At 51.2% G+C, this 20,562-nt stretch carries 1 protein-coding gene (only partly in view); it reads right to left on the bottom strand.

All coding sequences use genetic code 11. The annotated features are described in order from the left end of the window. A protein-coding gene (locus tag MLD56_RS11410; RefSeq protein ID WP_241113505.1) for a non-ribosomal peptide synthase/polyketide synthase crosses the window boundary here: on the bottom strand, positions 1–20,562 show its 5' portion. The gene continues 21,708 nt to the left of window position 1, outside the view; the window shows 20,562 of its 42,270 coding nt (coding positions 1–20,562); the start codon lies at positions 20,560–20,562; its stop codon lies off the left edge, out of view.

Below are 20,562 nucleotides of genomic sequence, written 5' to 3'. Positions count from 1 at the left end.
ACCCGATGTATAAATCACATACGCCAAATCATTTGGACCGGACCACGGCTCCAGGTTGGAACCATCCTCGTGATACACCGTTTGCGTTCCATCCAGCACCAGCACTTGGCCATCGATAACTGCTTTGTCCACCAGATGACTTTGTGTCAACAGTAGCTTCGCACCCGAGTCGTCCAGCATATAGCGGATACGCTCTTCCGGGTAGGTTGGATCGATGGGGGCATATGCGCCTCCGGCTTTTAAAATCCCGAAGATGCCCACGATCATATCCACCGACCGCTCGGTCATCAGACCCACCAAACGATCTTTCGTCACGCCTTGACTGCGCAAGGTACGAGCCAGGCGATTGGCGCGTTCATTCAGCTCGCGATAAGTCAGCGTTTCTCCTTCAAAGAACAAGGCTGTCTGCTCCGGTGTCTGCGCCGTTTGCGTCTCGAACAAGCCATGGATCGTTTGCTCGCTTGCATAGGTTGCTGCTGTATTCCCCCAAACCTTAACGATTTGCTCACGCTCCTGCGCGGTTATCATATCCAGTTCATGTACACGGATGTTCGGATTCGCAGTTACCTGCTCCAGCAATTGCACCAGATGACCTCGAATTTGTTCTACACTTTCCCGTTCAAAGGCCAGAGCATTATAGCCAAAACTCATGTGAATGGTGTTCCCCGGCAGCACCACCAGGTTAAAGTCATAGTTGGTCTGCTCGACGGACTCGGCTCCGGTGATCGTGAAGCTGGACGCCTCACCGCTACCTAATTGCTCGATTTGTTCCTCGACCGGATAGTTCTCAAAAATAAGAATATGGTTGATCAAATCCTGCTTAAGCTCCGACAGTCCCTGAATTTCATACAACGGATACGTATCATAGGCATGGGAAGCAATCGATTGCTCTTGGGTTTGCTTCATCACATCGGAGAATAGACTACCCACTTGACTACGGATACGCACCGGAATGGTATTGATAAACAGACCAATGATGTGCTCCACATTCGGAATGTCTGCCGGACGTCCAGATACCACGCTGCCAAACACGACATCATCGGTACCATTATATTTTTGCAGCAAAAGGCCCCAAACGGTCTGCATCAACGTATTGATCGTCACCTGATAACGCTTGGCTATGCGCTGAATACCAGCTGTGAGATCCGCGCCCAAATCAAAATCTAAACGCTCCGACTGATACCCCGTTTTGCCCTGAATTTTAGCCTGTGGCAAACGAGACTGCTCCTCGTATCCTTCCAGAGCCTTGCTCCAGTAGCTTGATGCGGCCTGACGATCCTGCTGCTCCAGCCATTCGATATATTGACTGTACGGCGTTACAGGGGCCAGTTCCGGTTGTTTATGGGCCAGGATCGCAAAATAGCTCGCAAACACTTCGTTTGTCACCAGCGACAAGCACCAGCCATCCATCACGATATGATGGAAACTCCATACAAAACGGTACGTCTCCTCACCTGTGCGCAACACAGTGACACGCATTAAAACGTCTTGTGCTAGGTCAAAGCCTCTTTGCTTGTCTTTACGCGTAAATTCGAGCATGTATTCGTTTTGCTGCTCGTCCTTCATATCCCGCAAATCTTCCACATACAGTTCACTGCGCTTATTGCGGTACACAACCTGAAGCGGTTCATCCTGCCAGCCGCTGTAGAAGTTCGTGCGCAGTACCATATGCCGCTGCATTAAAACATCCAAACTGGCCGCAAATGCAGCGATATTAAAATGTCCTCGCAGATCAAAGGAGGCCTGTTCAAAATATGCTCCCGATTGCGAATCCATCAGATTGTAAAAGAGCATCCCCTTTTGCATCGGCGTCAGTGCGTATACATTTTCCAGCTCACCGATACGTGTTGCCTGTTCCGCGATCTGTTCCAGCTCTCCAGTCGTCAAACCTTTAAAGGACACATCACTTGGAGTCAGCTGAGGCTGCTTTTGAGCGACGCAATGCGTAATCACCTCTTGCAAAGCGGATTGCAGCAGTCCTGCCACACGTTCCAGCGTTTCTTTGCGATACTGCTTGCGGCTGTAAGCAATCGTCAAGCGCAGCGTGCCTTCCGAGATCATCGCGTTTAAATCCAGCGTATATTGCAGCGGTGAATGTGCATCCTCTGTCTCCCCTGCACTATAGGATGACAATGTGATTCCACTGTTTTGTAGATCCTGATCGACCTGACCCAAATAGTTAAAGCTGATTTCCGGTTCTGCTGCAATCGTATGCGCTTCATCCGATGCAGACGCAGGAGATAAGTAGCGCCAAGTTCCATAGGTCAGCCCTTTATGTGGAATCCGGCGCAGACCTTCCTTCGTTTCTTTAATCCGCTGAGCCAGTGTCATTTCCTTGCCGGTCTCCAGCAGCACTGGATACAAGCTCGTAAACCAACCTACGGTACGTGTAATATCCATCTCTTGCAGGATCGCTTCCCGGCCATGGCCCTCCAGGTTCACCAGTACCTGTCCGGCGCCTGTCCAATTGTGCACCGCCAGTCCCAGCGCGGTCAGCAGCAAATCATTGACCTCGGTGTTGTAGGCGCGATGGACCTGCTTTAACAGCTGCTGCGTTTCAGCTTCGGTCCACTCTACCGTCAGCACTTCGCTGTCTGCATTCAAAGAGCCCTCATAGGCAAAATCCTTAGGCAGCGGCGCCGCTTCGGCTTTGGCCTGTTCCAGCTGCTTCCAATAAACTTCATCCGAGGCAGCCTCAGGGCGGTTGGCGTAAGACGACAACTCCCGTGCCCATGCTTGGAAGGAATCCGTTTTATAGGGCAATCGTACAGGCTCGCCTTTGATCGCTTGCTCGTAGCCAGTAGAGAAATCCTCAAACAGAATCCGCCACGACACTCCGTCCACCACCAAGTGGTGAATAGCTATGAGCAAATGATCGCCCTCGGCTGTGTGGAACACTCCCAGCTTCACCAGCGGTCCTTCGGACAGGTGAATGCTGCTTTGAATTTCATTTACCTTCGCTTCCAGCGCTTCCGCATAGACTACTTGTTCACGGTAGTCTGCGGTTTCCAGCGTATACAACGCGCCTTCATCTACACCGCGTGTCCAAGCCTCGTAACCGGATGAAGTCTGACGGAATACCGTACGCAGCGCATCATGATGCTTCACGATGTGATCCATGACTTGGCGAATCGCCGTCTCATCAAAGCCCTCGGCACGATAGAGCATGACCGCTTGATTAAAATGCTGCGGACGCTCGCGCTCCTGCGCAAAGAACCACTGCTGGATCGGAAGCAACGCGGTTTTCCCGCTTACTTCTCCTTGATCTGCCATACGGCTGACCTCATGCATATGCGGTGCCAGTGTTGCAACCGTTGGATACTGGAACAAATCCTTCATGTCCAGCTTATAGCCGGCCTGGAACGCACGCGATGCGATTTGGATGGCCTTGATGGAATCGCCGCCTAGATCAAAGAAATTGTCCAAAATACCGACTGTCTGCAGCCCCAGTACCGACTGCCAGACCGCTACCAGTGCGCGTTCTTGCGCCGTACGCGGCTCTGCATAATCAGCTCCAGTTTGCAGGCTGCCTTCCGGTGCTGGCAGGGCCTTGCGGTCAATTTTGCCATTTGGACTCAGCGGCATCTGCTCCAGCTGTACAAAGTACGATGGCACCATGTAGCTTGGCAGCTCCCGGCCTAGCTCACTTCTCAGCTCGCTGGCACCGATCTCTTGCCCAGCGACATAGTACGCCACCATTTGTTTTTGGCCCGTTTCAGCCGCACGAGCCATGACGACGGCTTCGCGTACCGATTCCACTTGGAGCAGCTGCGATTCCACCTCGCCCAGCTCAATCCGGTAGCCCCGGATTTTCACCTGATGGTCGATCCGGCCCAGATATTCAATGTTGCCGTCCGGCATCCATCTCGCCAAATCGCCGGTGCGATACATCCGTTCATAGCCTGCTTCACCACCCGAAAACGGATCAGTTACAAATTTCTCGGTCGTCAACTCCGGACGGTTCAGATAACCTCGTGCCACACCGACACCACCGATGCACAGCTCCCCTGCAACCCCGATCGGCTGCAATTGCTCCGTGCCTTCCTTCACGATGTACAGACGAATGTTTTGAATCGGTTTCCCGATGGGAATGACTGTATATTCCCCATCCGGCTCGCAATCAAAGTACGATACGTCCACCGTCGCTTCGGTTGGGCCGTACAGGTTGATCAGCTTCGCTCCCGCAAGGCTCGATACAAGCTGTTGGAACCGGGCCACATGCTGTGGCGGTAAAGCTTCACCACTGGCAAAGACATGGCGCAGCGTTGCCAGTTTCGCTTGCATCACTTCCCGTGGCTGCTGCTCCACGTACTCCAGAAACGCATGCAGCATAGCGGGTACAAAGTGCATCGTGGTTACGCCATCGCGGGCAATCGTGTCGACGATGTCTTCCGGGTTCTTTTCCCCGCCCACGGACAGCAAGCTTACCTTCGAGCCCACCAGCGACCACCAGAACAGCTCCCACACCGACACGTCGAAGGTGAAGGCCGTCTTTTGCAAGATCGTATCTTCCGCACTCAAGCCGTATCGATCATGCATCCACAAAATCCGGTTCAGCACGGAATGATGCTCCACCATCACGCCCTTCGGTTTTCCTGTGGAGCCGGAGGTATAGATGACATAGGCTACATGATGCGGCCCGGCCAGTGGCTCCAAATTCGAACCGTCTTTGTGGTAAATGTCTTGGCCATCCTGCTCCTGACGATCCAGCACCAGCACCTGGCCGTCGAAACTCAGTGAGGCTTGCTCCGCCAGATGCGCTTGCGTCAGCACCAGCTTCGCGCCCGAGTCCTCCAGCATAAAGCGGATGCGGTCGGCTGGATATTCTGGATCAATCGGCACGTAGGCTCCGCCTGCTTTGAGGATCGCGTAGATGCCTACGATCATGTCCAGCGAGCGGTGGACCAGAATGCCGACTGGTTGATCCGGTTCAACACCTTCCGCACGCAGCGTCCGAGCCAAACGGTTCGCGCGCTCATTCAGCTCAGCGTAGGTCAACGATTCCGCTCCGTACAACACCGCCACTTGCTCCGGCGTGTTCGCTGCCTGCTGCTCAAACAGACTGCTTAGCGTTTGATCCTGCGGATAGGCTGCCGCCGTATCGCCCCAGACCTGAACGATCTGTGCCTGTTCTTGCGGGGTCACCAATGCCAGCTCATTCACACGGATATTTGGGTTGTCTACGATTTGTCCGATGACGTGGTCGATATGACCCTGGATACGCTCCATTGCAGACCGGTTATACACCAGAGCATTGTATTCAAGCAGGATAGAGATATCCTCGTCAGGCACGACAATCAGGTTGAAATCGTAGTTGGTTTGCTCGGCAAGTGCCACATTGGCAATCGAGAAGCCTGTTTGTGCCTTTGTCTCGCCGGAACCGCCCATCTGCTTCATCTGCTGCCCAATCGGGTAGTTTTCAAAGACCATGATGTGATGAATCAGGTCTTGTTTTTGTTCAGTCCGTGCCTGAATATCGTAGAGCGGAAACGTATCATAGACACTGGAGGTCAAAGCCTGTTCCTGTGTGCGCTGCAATACTTCAGCAAATGTAGCATTCCGTTCACTTTGAATCCGAACCGGTATGGTATTGATAAACAATCCAATCATGTTCTCCACACCTGGAATGTCTGCCGGACGACCGGATACCACACCACCAAACACAACATCCTGATTATTATTGTATTGCTGTAAAATAACGCCCCACACACTTTGCAGCAAGGTGTTAATCGTGACATGTTGTTGCTTGGCCATTTGGTTTAATGCGGCACTCCGTTCTTTACCCAACATAAATGGCAGTTTTTCCAAAACATAGCCAGAATTTGAACTTTGACCGCTTCTGTTTGTGTCGTCATCTCGTTCTGCCACAGAAACATGCGTATTCTCACCAGGCAACAAGGTTCGCTGCTCAAAACCTGCCAAATAGTCACTCCAATAACGGGTCGCTTCCTGTGCATCTTGATGTTCCAACCATTCGATATAGTCACTATACGGCTTGACAGGTGCGAGCTCTGGCTGCTTATTCTCCAGCAAGGCAGCATAGGCACCAAACACTTCGTCCGTCATCAGGGACAGGCACCAGCCGTCCATCACAATATGATGGAAGCTCCATACAAAACGGTATGAGCTTTCACCCGTGCGGAAGACGGATACTCGCATAAGCGCATCCTTGCTTAGATCAAAGCCTCGAGCTTTATCTTGAACCACAAACTCAGCTACAGCATGTTCACGCCCTCTGACATCCTGATAATGGAAGATCGGACTTTTATGACGATAGACGATTTGCAAGGGTTGTCCATGCCAGCCGCTGTAGAAATTCGTCCGTAATATAGCATGCCGGCTCACCAGCAGATTCAAGCTTTCCTCGAATAGGGAAGGCTCCAAGTGGCCCTCCAGATCAAAGGTCGCCTGCTCAAAATACACGCCTGTTTCTGCATTCATTAGACTGTGGAACAGCATACCCTTTTGCATGGGAGTTAACGGGTACACATTTTCCAATTCCCCAACCGTCTGGGTCTGCTCCTTAATCGTATCTAATTGCTCCAGGGTCAGACCTTTGAACAGTACATCACTTGGAGTTAATTCGATCCGATCTCGTGTAACACAATGCTCGATAACTTCAAGCAGATTGGATTTCAACAGGTTGGCTAACATTTGGACCGTATCTTTACGGAAGGCTTTGCTGTTATACCGAATGTCCAGTTCCAGGATGCCGTTCGTTACGATTCCGCTCACATCGAGCGCAAATTTCATCTTCGTCCGGTCACTAACGACCGATCCCATCGAATAAGGAGACCTACGCAGATCGTTGTTTTGCAAGTCCTGATCAAACTGTCCGAGATAGTTAAAGCTCACTTGCGGCTCAGCAAAAGCTTGATGTTGAGCAAGATTCAGTGCATCTGCTTGCTGACCCATGGCTTGGCCAGATTCACTCAAATATCTCCAAATTCCGTAGCCCATTCCTTGATTCGGAATATCACGCAGACTCTCTTTGACCTGTTTGATGCGTCCCGACAAAGCTGGATCACGACCGATGTCCAGCCATACCGGATATGGACTCGTAAACCAGCCTACCGTACGAGAAAGATCCGTATCCGGTAAAATGTTCTCACGTCCGTGTCCCTCCAGATTGATCAGGCTACGTTCATGGCCGGTCCATGTGTACAGCATCATGCCCAAAGCCGTCAGCAACAGATCGTTCACTTCCGTGTTGTACGCGCGGTGCGCTTGCTTCAATAGTCTCTCTGTCTCTTCTTCCGTAAGCTGGAAGACCACTGTATCGGTGTCAGCCAAAGTAAATGAGTCAGCCTGCGCTTGATCCTCAGGCAATCGTACTTGGTCAGACAAAGCGACTGCGTTCCATTGCTCCCAGTAGGCGTGCTCACTGTCCATGGCTGTGCTATTCGCATATTTGGAAAGTTTTTGTGACCAGGAACGGAAGGAATCCGTTTTGTCCGGCAGCTGAAGTACTTTCTGATGAACGGCCTGTTCATAGGCAGTAGCCAAATCCTCAAACAAGATACGCCAGGATACCCCGTCCACGACCAAATGGTGAATCGCCATCAGGAGATGATCGCCATCTACACAGTGGAACAAACCTGCTTTAAACAGCGGCCCTTCTTGCAGTTGGATACTGCTTTGAATTTCGGTAGCTTTCGCCTCCATTGCCACGCTGAGCATGGCTTCATCCGTTATATCCCTAAAGTCCACCACATCCAGATGATACAGCTCACCTTCCTGTATTCCGCGATTCCATGCTTGATAGCCTTGTTCTGTCTTGCTGAACACCATCCGCAGAGCATCATGATGCTCTGTTAGTTTGCCAAGCGCCTGACGCAGAGCCGACTCGTCGAACCCCTGCTCCCGGTGCAGCATCACCGCCTGATTAAAGTGATGCACGTCTACTTGCTCCTGCGCAAAGAACTCGTGCTGGATCGGAAGCAACGCCGTTTCTCCGCTTACTTCTCCCTGATCTGCCCTACGACTGGCCTCATGCATATGCGATGCCAGGGTTGCGACGATGGGATAGCGGAACAAATCCTTCATGTCCAGCTTGTAGCCGGCCTGGAATGCACGCGATACGATTTGAATCGCCTTGATCGAATCGCCACCCAGATCAAAGAAATTGTCCAACATACCGACGGTTGGCACACCCAGGACGGACTGCCAGACCGCTACAAGCGCTCGTTCCGGTGCAGTGCGTGGCGCTACATAATCCGCACCGCTGTGCAGATTGCCTTCCGGTGCTGGCAGGGACTTGCGGTCGATTTTACCGTTCGGTGTCAGCGGCATCTGCTCCAACCAGATGAAATACGACGGCATCATATAGCTTGGCAGTTCTTGTCCCAGCTCATGTCTCAGCTCACCGGCTCCCAGTTCTTGACTCGCCACATAGTACGCCACGAGCTGTGTTTGACCCGTTTCGTCCCCACGAGCCATGATGACCGCTTCTTGTACCGACTCCACCTGCAACAGCTGCGATTCGATCTCGCCCAGTTCGATTCGGTAGCCCCGAATTTTCACCTGATGGTCCATCCGCCCCAAATATTCAATGTTGCCGTCCGGCGTCCATCTCGCCAAATCGCCTGTATGGTACATCCGCTCATGGCCTGCCTTACCCCCAGCAAACGGATTAATCACAAATTTCTCGGCCGTCAGTTCTTCACGTTTCCAATACCCACGGGCCAATCCTTCCCCGGCAATACATAACTCGCCCGGCACACCGACGGGCTGCAATTCTCCACTCGCATTCATGATATAGATTTGGGTATTCGCAATAGGACGTCCAATATTAATATGCTGAGCATGGGTCAGTTCCTGCACGGCCGACCACACCGTCGTTTCTGTAGGTCCGTACATGTTATAAATACGGGGACCGTCTATCTCTTGCAGTGCTGCGAGCAGCTTGGACGGAAGAGCTTCGCCCCCAACCATAATTGCCTTCACGCTTTGCAGCACGCGCGAGCCTGCTTCATGACCCAACAGCATTTGTAACCGGGATGGGGTCATTTGCAACATCTCAATCGAATGTTGAGTAATCAACTCACCCAGCGCCTGAGGATTCACCTGATGCTGGCTGTCGCCAAGCACAACCGTCATTCCACCCAACAGGGGGAGAATGGTTTCCAATACGAAAATATCGAATGAAATGGTCGTCAGTGACAACATGGTTTGGCTCGCTTCAAAATCAATGACTTCGCGCATCCCAGTAATAAAGTTGAGGACCGAGCGATGCTGGAGCATAACTCCTTTCGGATTTCCAGTCGAACCCGACGTATAGATGACATAAGCCAAATGCTCTGGGCGGGCAATCGTCTCCAGGTTGCTACTTTCTCCCTGATACAATGCGGCATCCTCAAGAAACAGGGTATTGGCATGGCAATGGTGTTCTTCTGCCAGTTCACGACGGGTCAGAAGCACTGCGGCCTCGCTGTCTTCCAGCATGTATGCAATACGAGAGGATGGAAATTCGGGATCAATCGGCACATAAGCACCGCCTGCTTTTAGCACAGCCAGCAGACCTACGATCATTTCCACGGAACGCTGCACCATCAGACCGACCAGTTTGTCAGGTCCTACTCCCTGGGCTTGAAGCATTCGAGCCAATGAATTCGCCCGTTCATTCAGCTCCCGATATGTCAGACGCTGATGTCCAAACACCAATGCTACCTGATCCGGCGTACACTCCACCTGATCCTCGAACAGCTGATGAATCGTCTGATGGGACGGAAATGCACAAGCGGTGTCATTAAAGGCCGCTGTAATCTGTTGTTTTTCTGCTGCTGTGAGTAGTTCCAGCTCTTCCACCCGAACATGCGGGTTGAGCGAAATTTGCTCCAGCAAACGTGCAAAATGTCCATACAAGCGCTCAATACCTGCTTGATCAAAGCTGAGCGTGTTATACATAAAACGAATCTTGATACCTTCTCCTGGCATCACGACGACGTTTAGATCGTAGTTCGTTTGCTCTGTAGCCACCACATTCGAAATTGTAAATGGTTCCTGTCCTTCACTGCCCAGCTGCTCTACCTGCTGCTCCACCGGATAATTTTCAAATATCATAATATGATTGATCAAATCCTGCTTCTGCTCGGTCAGTGCTTGAATTTCATACAGCGGGAACGCATCATAACCATTGGAAGCCAGCGCCTGCCGCTGTGTTCGTCTCATCAGCTCGACAAAACTTTCACCTGGTTCAGACTGCACACGCACTGGAATTGTATTAATAAATAGCCCGATCATGTGCTCCACACCTGGAATATCCCCTGGACGACCGGACACAACGCTGCCAAACACGATATCCGTACTGTTGTTATATTTTTGCAACAGAACGCCCCATACAGTCTGAATCAGCGTATTGATCGTGACCTGATTTTGCTTCGCTACCCGTTCGATCTGAGCAACCAGCTCTGGCTGGAAGTCACATTCCAGATCTTCAGCGACATATAGCCCGGCTTGCATCGATTTAGGCTGTGTTTTTTGCTGAGGAAGCGTAATTTGCTGCTCATAGTCCGCCAGATACCCACGCCAATATTGCAAAGCTGCCTCACGGTCCTGACGTTCCAGCCATTCGATAAATCGACTGAACGGCGTGACAGGCTCCAGCGCTGGCTCATGACCGGCGCGCAGTGTCAGATAGCTGCCAAATACCTCCTGTGTCATAAAGGACAAGCACCAGCCATCCATCAAAATGTGATGGAAGCTCCAAACAAAGTGATACGTTTCATCCCCCGTTTGCAAAATGGAGACACGAATGAGTGCATCCTCTGCGAGATTGAATCCTTTCGCTTTGTCCTCGATGGCAAAAGCTTCAACACGAGCTTCTCGTTCCTCTTTTTCTAGTCCGCGCAAGTCTTCATAATATAATTCTCCGCTACGGTTGCGGAAAACGACCTGTACAGGCTCATCCTTCCATGAACTGATAAAGTTCGTCCGTAATGCCTCATGACGCTGTACGAGCAGGTCAAAGCTTTTACCGAAAGCAACCACATCAAAACAACCGTTCAACTCAAAGGTTGCCTGTTCAAAATAAGCTGCCGAATTTTCATCCATCAGACTGAAGAAGAGCATGCCCTTTTGCATCGGTGTCAAAGCATACACATTTTCCAGCTCACCCATATCTTGCGTATCCTTCACCAATTGCTCCAGCTCGTCCAGCGTTACATGGTTTAACAGGACATCACTTGGGGTCAACACCGTTCTTTCTTGGGCGACACAATGATGAATCACCTCACGCAAGCCGGATGCCAGTAAATCTCCAAGTCGTGCAATCGTCTCATGACGGAATTGCGTTGTACCGTAGCGAATCGTGAAAATCAGTTCTCCATCCTCGATGACTCCATTGATATCCAGTGCAAAATCCATAGCCGCATTCGTGCTGACAGGCACACCGATGGAATAGGAGGAAGGCTCCAGATCATTGCCTTTATAATCCTGATCGAATTGTCCCAAATAGTTAAAACTGATCTCAGGCTGAGCCTTTAACTGCACGCCTGCTTTCTCCAGAACATTCGTATCCGACAGGTATCGTAAAATACCATAGCCGATGCCTTTCTGCGGAATATGACGCAGCCCTTCCTTGACCCGTTTGATCAGACGAGCCGTATTCCCCCCTTGTCCCAGACTTCCATCCAGTACAACCGGGAACTGGCTCGTAAACCAACCGACTGTCCGCGTAATATCCACATCCGGTACAATAGCTTCCCGTCCATGGCCCTCCAGGTTGACCAGCACCCGTTCAGAACCAGACCAGTCATATACGGCTTTTCCGAGCGCAGCCAGCAGCAGGTCATTCATTTCCGTGTTGTATGCGCGATGAGCTTGTTTGAGCAACTGCTCGGTTTCCTGCTTCGTCCAGCGGACCGTCACAACCTCACTGTCCCCAAGCAGTGCATTGTCATTCGCAAAATCCTTTGGCAAAGGCTTCGCAAGACTGGCTTCTGCTTGTTCGATATGCTGCCAGTAAGCAAGCTCCCGCTCCATCGTCGCGCTATTCGCATAGGCCGACAGCTGCTCGGCCCAAGTCTGGAACGAATCTGTTTTATGCGGTAGTCGGATAGCTGTGCCTGTTTTGCCTGCAATAGCCTGCTCATAACCGGATGCCAAATCCTCCAGCAAAATACGCCACGATACACCGTCCACAACCAAATGATGAATGACGATTAGCAAATGGTCGCCCTCAGCGCAGTGGAACAGACCGAGCTTCACCAGCGGCCCCTCGCTCAAATGAATGCTCGCTTGAATTTCACTCGCCTTAGCTTCTACAGCGGTGGATTCGTCTTCAACTCCACTAAAATCTACAATGTCCAGCGTGTATAGCTCGCCTTCCTCTACACTGCGGTTCCAAGCTGCATAGCCTTGCTCCGTCTCACGGAATACCGTGCGCAATGCGTCATGATGCTGGACAATACGGTCCATTGTACGGCGTAGCGCGTTGACGTCAAAGCGCCCAGCTCGGTACAGCATCATCGCCTGATTGCTGTGGTGCAGATCAGCAGGCTGCTGCTCGAAGAACCATCGCTGAATGGGTGTCAGATCTACCTTGCCTACTGCTTCTTCCTGACTGGCCATCTTACCATCTGTACGAAGCAAAGGACTGAGCGCCGCTACCGTCGGATTGCTGAAGAGATCCTTCATGTTCAATCGATAGCCTGCTTGCAGCAAGCGGGACGATACTTGCAGTGCTTTGATCGAATCGCCGCCCAGTTCAAAGAAGTTATCCTGCGTGCCTACCGCTTCCACGCCGAGTACTCCGGCCCACACTGCAGCCAGTACTTGCTCTGCCGTAGTACGTGGTGCCACATAGGCTGCACCCGTATGGATGCTTCCCTCCGGTTCCGGCAAGGCCTTGCGATCGATTTTGCCGTTGCTGGTCAGCGGAATCGTCTCCAGTCGCATCAAGCGTGCTGGCACCATGTGCGCTGGTAACCCGGATTCCAGTTCTGCTTGTACTTCCTCGATCCGCAGCTCAGCTTCTCCCGTGATGTACCCGCACAAGTACTTGTGTCCACGCTCATCCGTCCGGTCGATGACTACGGCTTGACGCACACCCGGTACCCGCTGGATCGCCGTTTCAATCTCGCCCAGCTCAATCCGGTAGCCCCGGATTTTGACCTGGTAGTCCATCCGACCGATAAAGTCCACATTGCCGTCTGGCATCCACCGCGCCAGGTCACCTGTGCGGTACAATCGTTCACCGGCTACATACGGATTCGCCACGAATTTCTCGGCCGTCAGGTCTGGGCGGTTCAGGTATCCACGTGCCACTCCAGCACCGCCAATGCACAGCTCGCCCAGTACGCCGATCGGCACCGGATTCAGCTGGCTGTCCACGATGTAGAAGCGTGCGTTCAGCCATGCCTGACCAATCGGCACACTGCCGCTACTTGGCAGCTTTGACAGTTCTTCGTCGTAGAAGCTGGAGTCAATCGCCGCTTCCGTGACGCCATAGCTGTTCATAATGCGAATATCTGCGCCAAACCGTTCTTGCAGCACCCGATAATCCGTCACGCTGCAGCTATCCGAGCTGGTGATCAGCAGTTCCAGACTGCTCATGTCAAGGCCCTGTTCATGCACATGCTGCATAAACGGTACGATTAAAGCCGGTGTGGATTCGAACACCGTAATCTGATAATCGTGAATCCAGCCATACAGACGGCTTGGATCAATGCGGTCGTCTTTCGGGCAGATGACCATCGTGCCACCGTTATAGAGCGCCCGCGCGATATCGCCGACGAACACGTCGAAGGAGAAGCTTGCCAGTTGCAGCAGCCGTACCGGGAACTGGTTCAAACGGTAATCCCGTCGGTATGCCACAGCTGTGTTTACCAAACTGTGATGCTCGATCATGACACCCTTCGGACGTCCCGTTGTACCGGACGTGTAGATCACATATGCCAGATCCTGCGGCTCGTTGATATGTTCCACATCCGTGGCATCTCCGGTGTACAACGACTCATCGTCCAGCGCCAATACAGTACGCAGACGCAGCCCTGTTGCCGGTTCGGATGCTTCTTCGTTGTCAGAACTCGAATCTAATTTAAAACTTACGCCTTCACTCAGGCTGCCTCTTTCCATCGTTTCAGCGCCAGCCGCTATTTCCAACTCGCCCTCAGACTGCCCACCGGCCAAGACCTGTCGGCTCTCCTCCAGCCATGCTTGCGCGCGTTCCTGCAAACCTGTTTGCGTAAGCAGCACCGTAGCGCCGCTGTCCTCGAGCATAAAGCGGATACGTTCTGAAGGATAATCTGCATCCAGTGGCACGTATGCACCGCCGGCCTTCCATACCGCCAGTACGCCGACCATCATGTCCACCGATCGCTCGCTCAAAATACCAACAATGGATTCACGCCCAATGCCTTCATTCCGCAATCTACGAGCAAGTTGATTCCCACGCTCGTTCAGCTCGCGGTACGTAAGCTGCCGCTCCTCGTATACCACTGCCACATGATCCGGCACAAGCTGCGCTTGTTCTTCCACATAGACGTGGAACAACCCTTCTGATTGCTTTTCATCACTCCATGCAGCTACGCCCACGGATCCAAAACCATCGATGATTTTTGCTTTTTCCGCAGCAGTCACCAGCTCAAGTTCATCTACCAGCGCATCTGGTCGGTTAATCGCTTCTTCAATCATATGCAGCAAATGCTCGCGGATTTGCTCTACAGCCGTGCGTTCCAATACTTGCGCGTTGTACTCCAAATGGACATGAATTTCATCGCCCGGCACAACCGTAATGTTGAAATCATAGTTCGTTTGCTCCGACACGGAAGCATTTGCAATCGTAAAGCCATTCGTGCCACGACTGCCCATTTGCTCCATGCGCTGTTCCACCGGGTAGTTTTCAAACACCATAATATGGTTCACCAGGTCCTGTTTCTGCTCTGTTAGGGCCTGAATTTCATACAACGGATAGGTTTCATAGGCACGGGAAGCCAGTGCCTGCTCCTGTATCTGCTTCATTAACGCAGCAAACGTCATATCTTTCTCACTGTGAACTCGTACAGGAACCGTATTAATGAACAAACCAATCATTTTATCGATGCCCGGAATATCCGCTGATCTGCCGGATACGACACTGCCAAATACAACATCCCGACTGTTGTTATACCGTTGCAGCACAACGCCCCACGCTGCTTGCAGAAGGGTATTGACCGTTACTTGCTTCTGCTTAACCAGCTTGTTCATCCGTTCCGTCACTTCGTGGCCCAGTGTAAACGAAAGCTTGTCCGCTTCATATTCTTTAGCGTGACTGTCCAGCTGTTTTACCTGCGGTAATACGGTCTGCTGCTCAAAGCCAGCAAAATAATCACTCCAGAACCGTTCAGCCTCCACGTTGTCCTGCCGATCCAGCCATTCAATGTATTCGCTGTATGGTGTTACCGGAGCGAGCTCCGGCTTGCGGTCTTCGAGGATGGCAAAGTACGTATTAAATGCTTCCCCTACAACAAGGAACAAGCACCAACCGTCCATCAAAATATGATGGAAGCTCCACACAAAACGATACGACTCCTCGCCTGTACGTAAAATAGACACCCGCATCAGCTCGCCTGAGCTGAAATGAAAGCCTTCGGCTTTGTCGCGTTCAGCAAAATCAGCAATGTATGCGTCCTGCTCACCTTGTTCCATCGAACGTACATCTTCAAAACGGAACCCGGCGTGCTTGTGACGGTACACCACCTGTAAAGGCTGCTCATTCCATCCGCTATAAAAATTCGTTCTGAATATTTGATGGCGATCCACCAGCTGATTTAGGCTTTCGGCAAAAGCCTCCACTTGAAAGCTGCCTTGCAGATCAAATGTCGCCTGCTCAAAGTACGCCCCGGATTTCGGCTCCATTAAGCCGTGGAACAGAATGCCTTTTTGCATGGGTGTGAGCGAATAAATGTTTTCCAGTTCTCCCGCATTAGCCGTCTGCTCTACAATATGATCCAGCTCTCCAGCCGTCAGTCCTTGGAAGGACAAGTCGCTTGGTGTCAGCTCCGGCAACTCTTTACCCACACAGTGAGCCAATACCTCACGTAAGCCCTCCTGCAACAGATCAGCCAGCTTTTTGATTGATTTTTTCATAAACATTTTGTTGCTGTAGCTGATCGTCAGTTCCAGTGCACCGTCCGTGATCATGCCGTTGATATCCAGAGCATACCGCTTGGTCAACGTGTCACTCATGGAAGCTCCGATGGAATAAGGAGACATGCGGAAGGCATTATTCTTTAAATCCTGATCGAATTGTCCGAGATAGTTAAAGCTGATTTCTGGCTCGGCAACAAAAGCTGCTTCTCCTTCACCGCTAGCAAGATATCTCAAAATCCCGTATCCAATCCCTTTATGCGGCAAACGGCGCAGCCCTTCTTTGACGTTCTTGACACGCCGTCCTACATTCCGATCCTCGCCCATATTGAGTACAACCGGGAATTGACTGGTAAACCAACCGACTGTGCGCGTAATATCCATATCCGGCAAAATGGCTTCCCGTCCATGACCCTCCAGATTTACAAGCACCTGACGGATGCTCGCCCACTCCTGAATTGCAGTGCCCAGAGCTGTCAGCAGCAGGTCGTTTGCTTCCGTATTGTAGGCCCGATGAGCTTGTTTCAAGAATTGTTCTGTTTCTTCTACCGTCCACGCTACGGTCAGCGTCCGATCATCGCGAAGCTGTGGCTTGGCCTGAGATTTACGATTGTAATCCTTAGGCAAGGATGCCTGGCTTTTCCCTGCTTCCTCAATTTGCTCCCAATACGCACGCTCCTTCTCCAATGCTGTGCTGTTCGCATAAGCTGACAGCTGATTAGCCCAAAGGCGGAAGGAATCCGTTTTATTCGGCAAACGGACAGACTCGCCCCGTAAAGCCTGTTCATAGCCGGTTGCCAAATCCTCCAACAAAATACGCCAAGACACACCGTCAACCACAAAATGATGGATTGCTACCAACAAATGGTCTCCATCGTTGCAACGGAACAGACCCAGCTTTACCAGCGGTCCTTCATCTAGACGGATGCTGCTTTGGATTTCGTTGGCTTTGTTCTCCAGCAAATGAGCAAAGTCAGACTCCCTTGTATAATCCACCACTTCGAGGCTATACAGCTCTCCTTCTTGCACGCCTCGGTTCCATGCTTCATACCCACCGTCTGCATTCTGGCGGAATACGATGCGCAAAGCATCATGATGCTCGACAATGCTTTGCAGTGCCTGACGAAGCGCCGTTTCGTCCAGTCGATCCTCACGATGCAGCATCAGAGCCTGGTTATAGTGCTCAGGATTGGATGGCTGCTGTTCAATGAACCAGTGTTGAATCGGTGTCAATGCCACGGTTCCACTAACTTCTCCTTGATCGGAAACGCGGGTCACCCGCTGCACCCGTCCATTCAGCTCAGCAATCGTCGGATACTGGAACAACTCCCTCATTTCCAGCTTGTAACCATTTTGCAGCAGTCTTGAAGACACTTGGATGGCCTTGATCGAGTCGCCGCCCAAATGGAAAAAGTTATCCAGAACACCAATCTGTTCGATTCCCAGTACAGATTGCCATACCGATACCAATGTCCGCTCTACCTCATTACGGGCTGCTACATAATCCTCGCCGGAATCCACGCTTCCCTCCGGTTGCGGCAACGCCCGACGATCCACTTTGCCATTTGGTGTTAACGGCAATTGCTCCATCTGCACAAAATACGACGGCACCATATAACCCGGCAATTCTTGGCTCAAGGTGCTTCGCAACTCACTAGCCGCGATATCCACAAGGGTGACTACATATGCGCAGAGCTGTTTCTGTCCCTGCTCATCCTCACGTGCAATGACGACAGCTTCTTGTACCGCATCTAGCTTCAAGAGCTGCGCTTCCACCTCGCCCAGCTCAATCCGATAGCCCCGGATTTTCACCTGTGCGTCGATCCGTCCTTTGTATTCCAGCGTTCCATCCTCATTCCAGCGAACCAAATCGCCTGTACGGTAGCAGCGCTCTCCGCTACGGAACGGACTATCTACGAATTTTTCAGCCGTTAAATCAGGACGGTTCCGGTAGCCACGTGCCACCCCATCACCGCCGACGATTAGCTCACCCCATGCCCCTACAGGCTGAAGCTGCATGGAACGATCTACAACATACGCTGTGGAGTTGTGGATCGGACGCCCAATCGGCACCGCTTCTGATTGCACTCCAGCAATCGCATGAGTTGTAGAAAAAGTTGTATTTTCCGTCGGACCATAGCCGTTAATAATCCGCAGAGACGGATAAGCCTCCAGCACCCGGTTAATATGCGGTACGGACAGCACATCACCACCGACCAGCAGTTCTTCTACCCCCTCGAACAGCTCCAAGTCCTGCTGAGATAGCTGGTTAAAGAGCGGCGCAGTCAGCCACATTGTCGTGATACCATGGTTGCGCACGGCTTCCTTGAGCTTGGGAGCGTCCAAAATAACATCCTGACTCACCAGCACGAGCTGTCCACCATTCAATAGCGCACCCCAAATTTCGAAGGTGGACGCGTCAAAGACAACGGCGCCAGTTTGCAAAATGCGCGTGTCAGCACCCAGTTGCGCATAGTTTGTATGCTTTACCAAACGCACGACATTGCGATGTTCTACCATAACCCCTTTGGGCTGTCCGGTCGTGCCCGAAGTATACATCAAATAAGCTAGTCGGTTTCCAAATTTCCGTTCTTGTGTCCCAGCAGTGCTGTCTACGACAGACGAGGACGATTCCTTTAAAATCTCATTTTTCGGATTTGTATAATCGGCATAATCCACATGATAAGCCTCGTTTTGCTCCCCATGTACGGTATTCAAGCCTTGGTCATCCTCTGCCGCGTACACCTTAGCATCGCTTAGATCCAGCACGATTCCGGTGTATTCCTCCGGTTGCTGTTCTGCACGCTGCACCAGCAACAACTTCGCTCCCGAATCTTCCAACAGGTAACGTACACGTTCAGCCGGATAATCAGGGTCAATGGGTACATATGCACCGCCCGCTTTGAGAATCGCCAACATGCCGACGATCATATCCGTGGAACGCTCAGCAACGATACCTACAGTTTGCTCGGCGGTAACACCGTGTCCGCGCAACGTGTGAGCCAGTTGATTTGCTTTTACATTCAGTTCGCCATAAGTTAAACGGGCATTTCCAAACACAACTGCTGTCTGATTCGGTGCATGTTCAGCCTGTTCCTCAAACAACTCATGAATGCCTGCTTCGTGTGGATATTCCACCGCTGTAGCATTGAATACGTCGACGATTTGCGCCCGTTCTTCCTCACTGATCAGCGACAATTCCTGTATCCGCTTGTGTGGGCCCTGCACCATATGCTCCGCCACACTCAAAAATTGCCGAATAATTCGGGCAATTTCCTGTTCACTAAACAGCTCGGTACGATAATCCAGATACAGCACGAGTCTATCATCATCCAGCATTTCAACCATGTGAATATCGAAGTCGTTCACCGTATCTCCGCAGAAATCGTTATCAACCTGCTGAATCGCTTCATCAAACCGGGAGAAACTCAAGGTGCGGTACTGAATGGAAGCACCAAACAGACGCTGAATGTCCAGGCTGCTTTGCTGTTCACGCAAATCCTGAATAATTTTGTTGTACGGGTAACGCTGATGCCGCAAAATGGACGCCTGCTCCTTCCCTACACCTTGCAGAAAGGTCAGCAGTTCGGATTCTGGTTCGACCAACAGACGCGTAGCCACGGTGCTGACGAACATACCGATGGTATCCTTTTCCTTCTTAGACGTACGGTTGGCATAGAGTGTCCCCACGGTTAAGTCCTGCTCCCCCGTCACTTTATGCAAATAAATATACAGAGCCGCCAGGAAGAACGTGAAAATACTAATTTTATGCTCTTCGCAAAAAGCCGTAACACCACGATACAACTCATGTTCCAGTATAAAGCTCTCCCGGCGTGCAGCTGTACTCAGTGTCAGCGGGTTATATGATTTCAAACCTGTAGTCTCAGGCAAATCGGCAAACTTTTCCGTCCAGTACGTTTTGTCCTTTTGATAACGGTCTGATTGCTCATAACTTTGCTCTACCTGGATAAAATCCAGATAGGGATTGCCTTTGGTCGGCGCATCTTGGCCTGTACCATGCACAATATCCATATAATGTCCTGTGATTTCATTAATGGCCTGATTCATGGACACGCCGTCTGAAATAATATGATGCATTTTAAAATTAAACCAGGTTTCTTCTGTTCCGAGCTGCAAGATAACAAATCGGTACAGCTGCGAATCCAACAATGAGAACGGCTGTGGATTATGACGCTTTAACCATACATTCGCTTCTTCCGGGGTAACTTGGATCGTTTCTATACTTTCTGCCGTAAATGGCTCTACATATTGATATGGAATCCCATCCTGAGCAGTAATTTTGATACGAAAAGAATCATTTTGGGCAATTACCCGATTCATTGCTTGCTGCAAGACATCTATGCGAACAGTTCCCCTGATCTTTACAGTAGCAATAATTGTTGAAGTGTTCCGATGAGGATACAAAAGCTCCGTATACCAAATACGTTGCTGTGGCTGGCTTAAGGAAAACAATTGAACATCTTGCTGTGTCAT

The sequence above is a fragment of the Paenibacillus peoriae genome, from assembly GCF_022531965.1.
Taxonomy (GTDB): Bacteria; Bacillota; Bacilli; order Paenibacillales; family Paenibacillaceae; genus Paenibacillus; species Paenibacillus polymyxa_D.
This window is presented reverse-complemented; position numbering and strand designations above follow the sequence as displayed.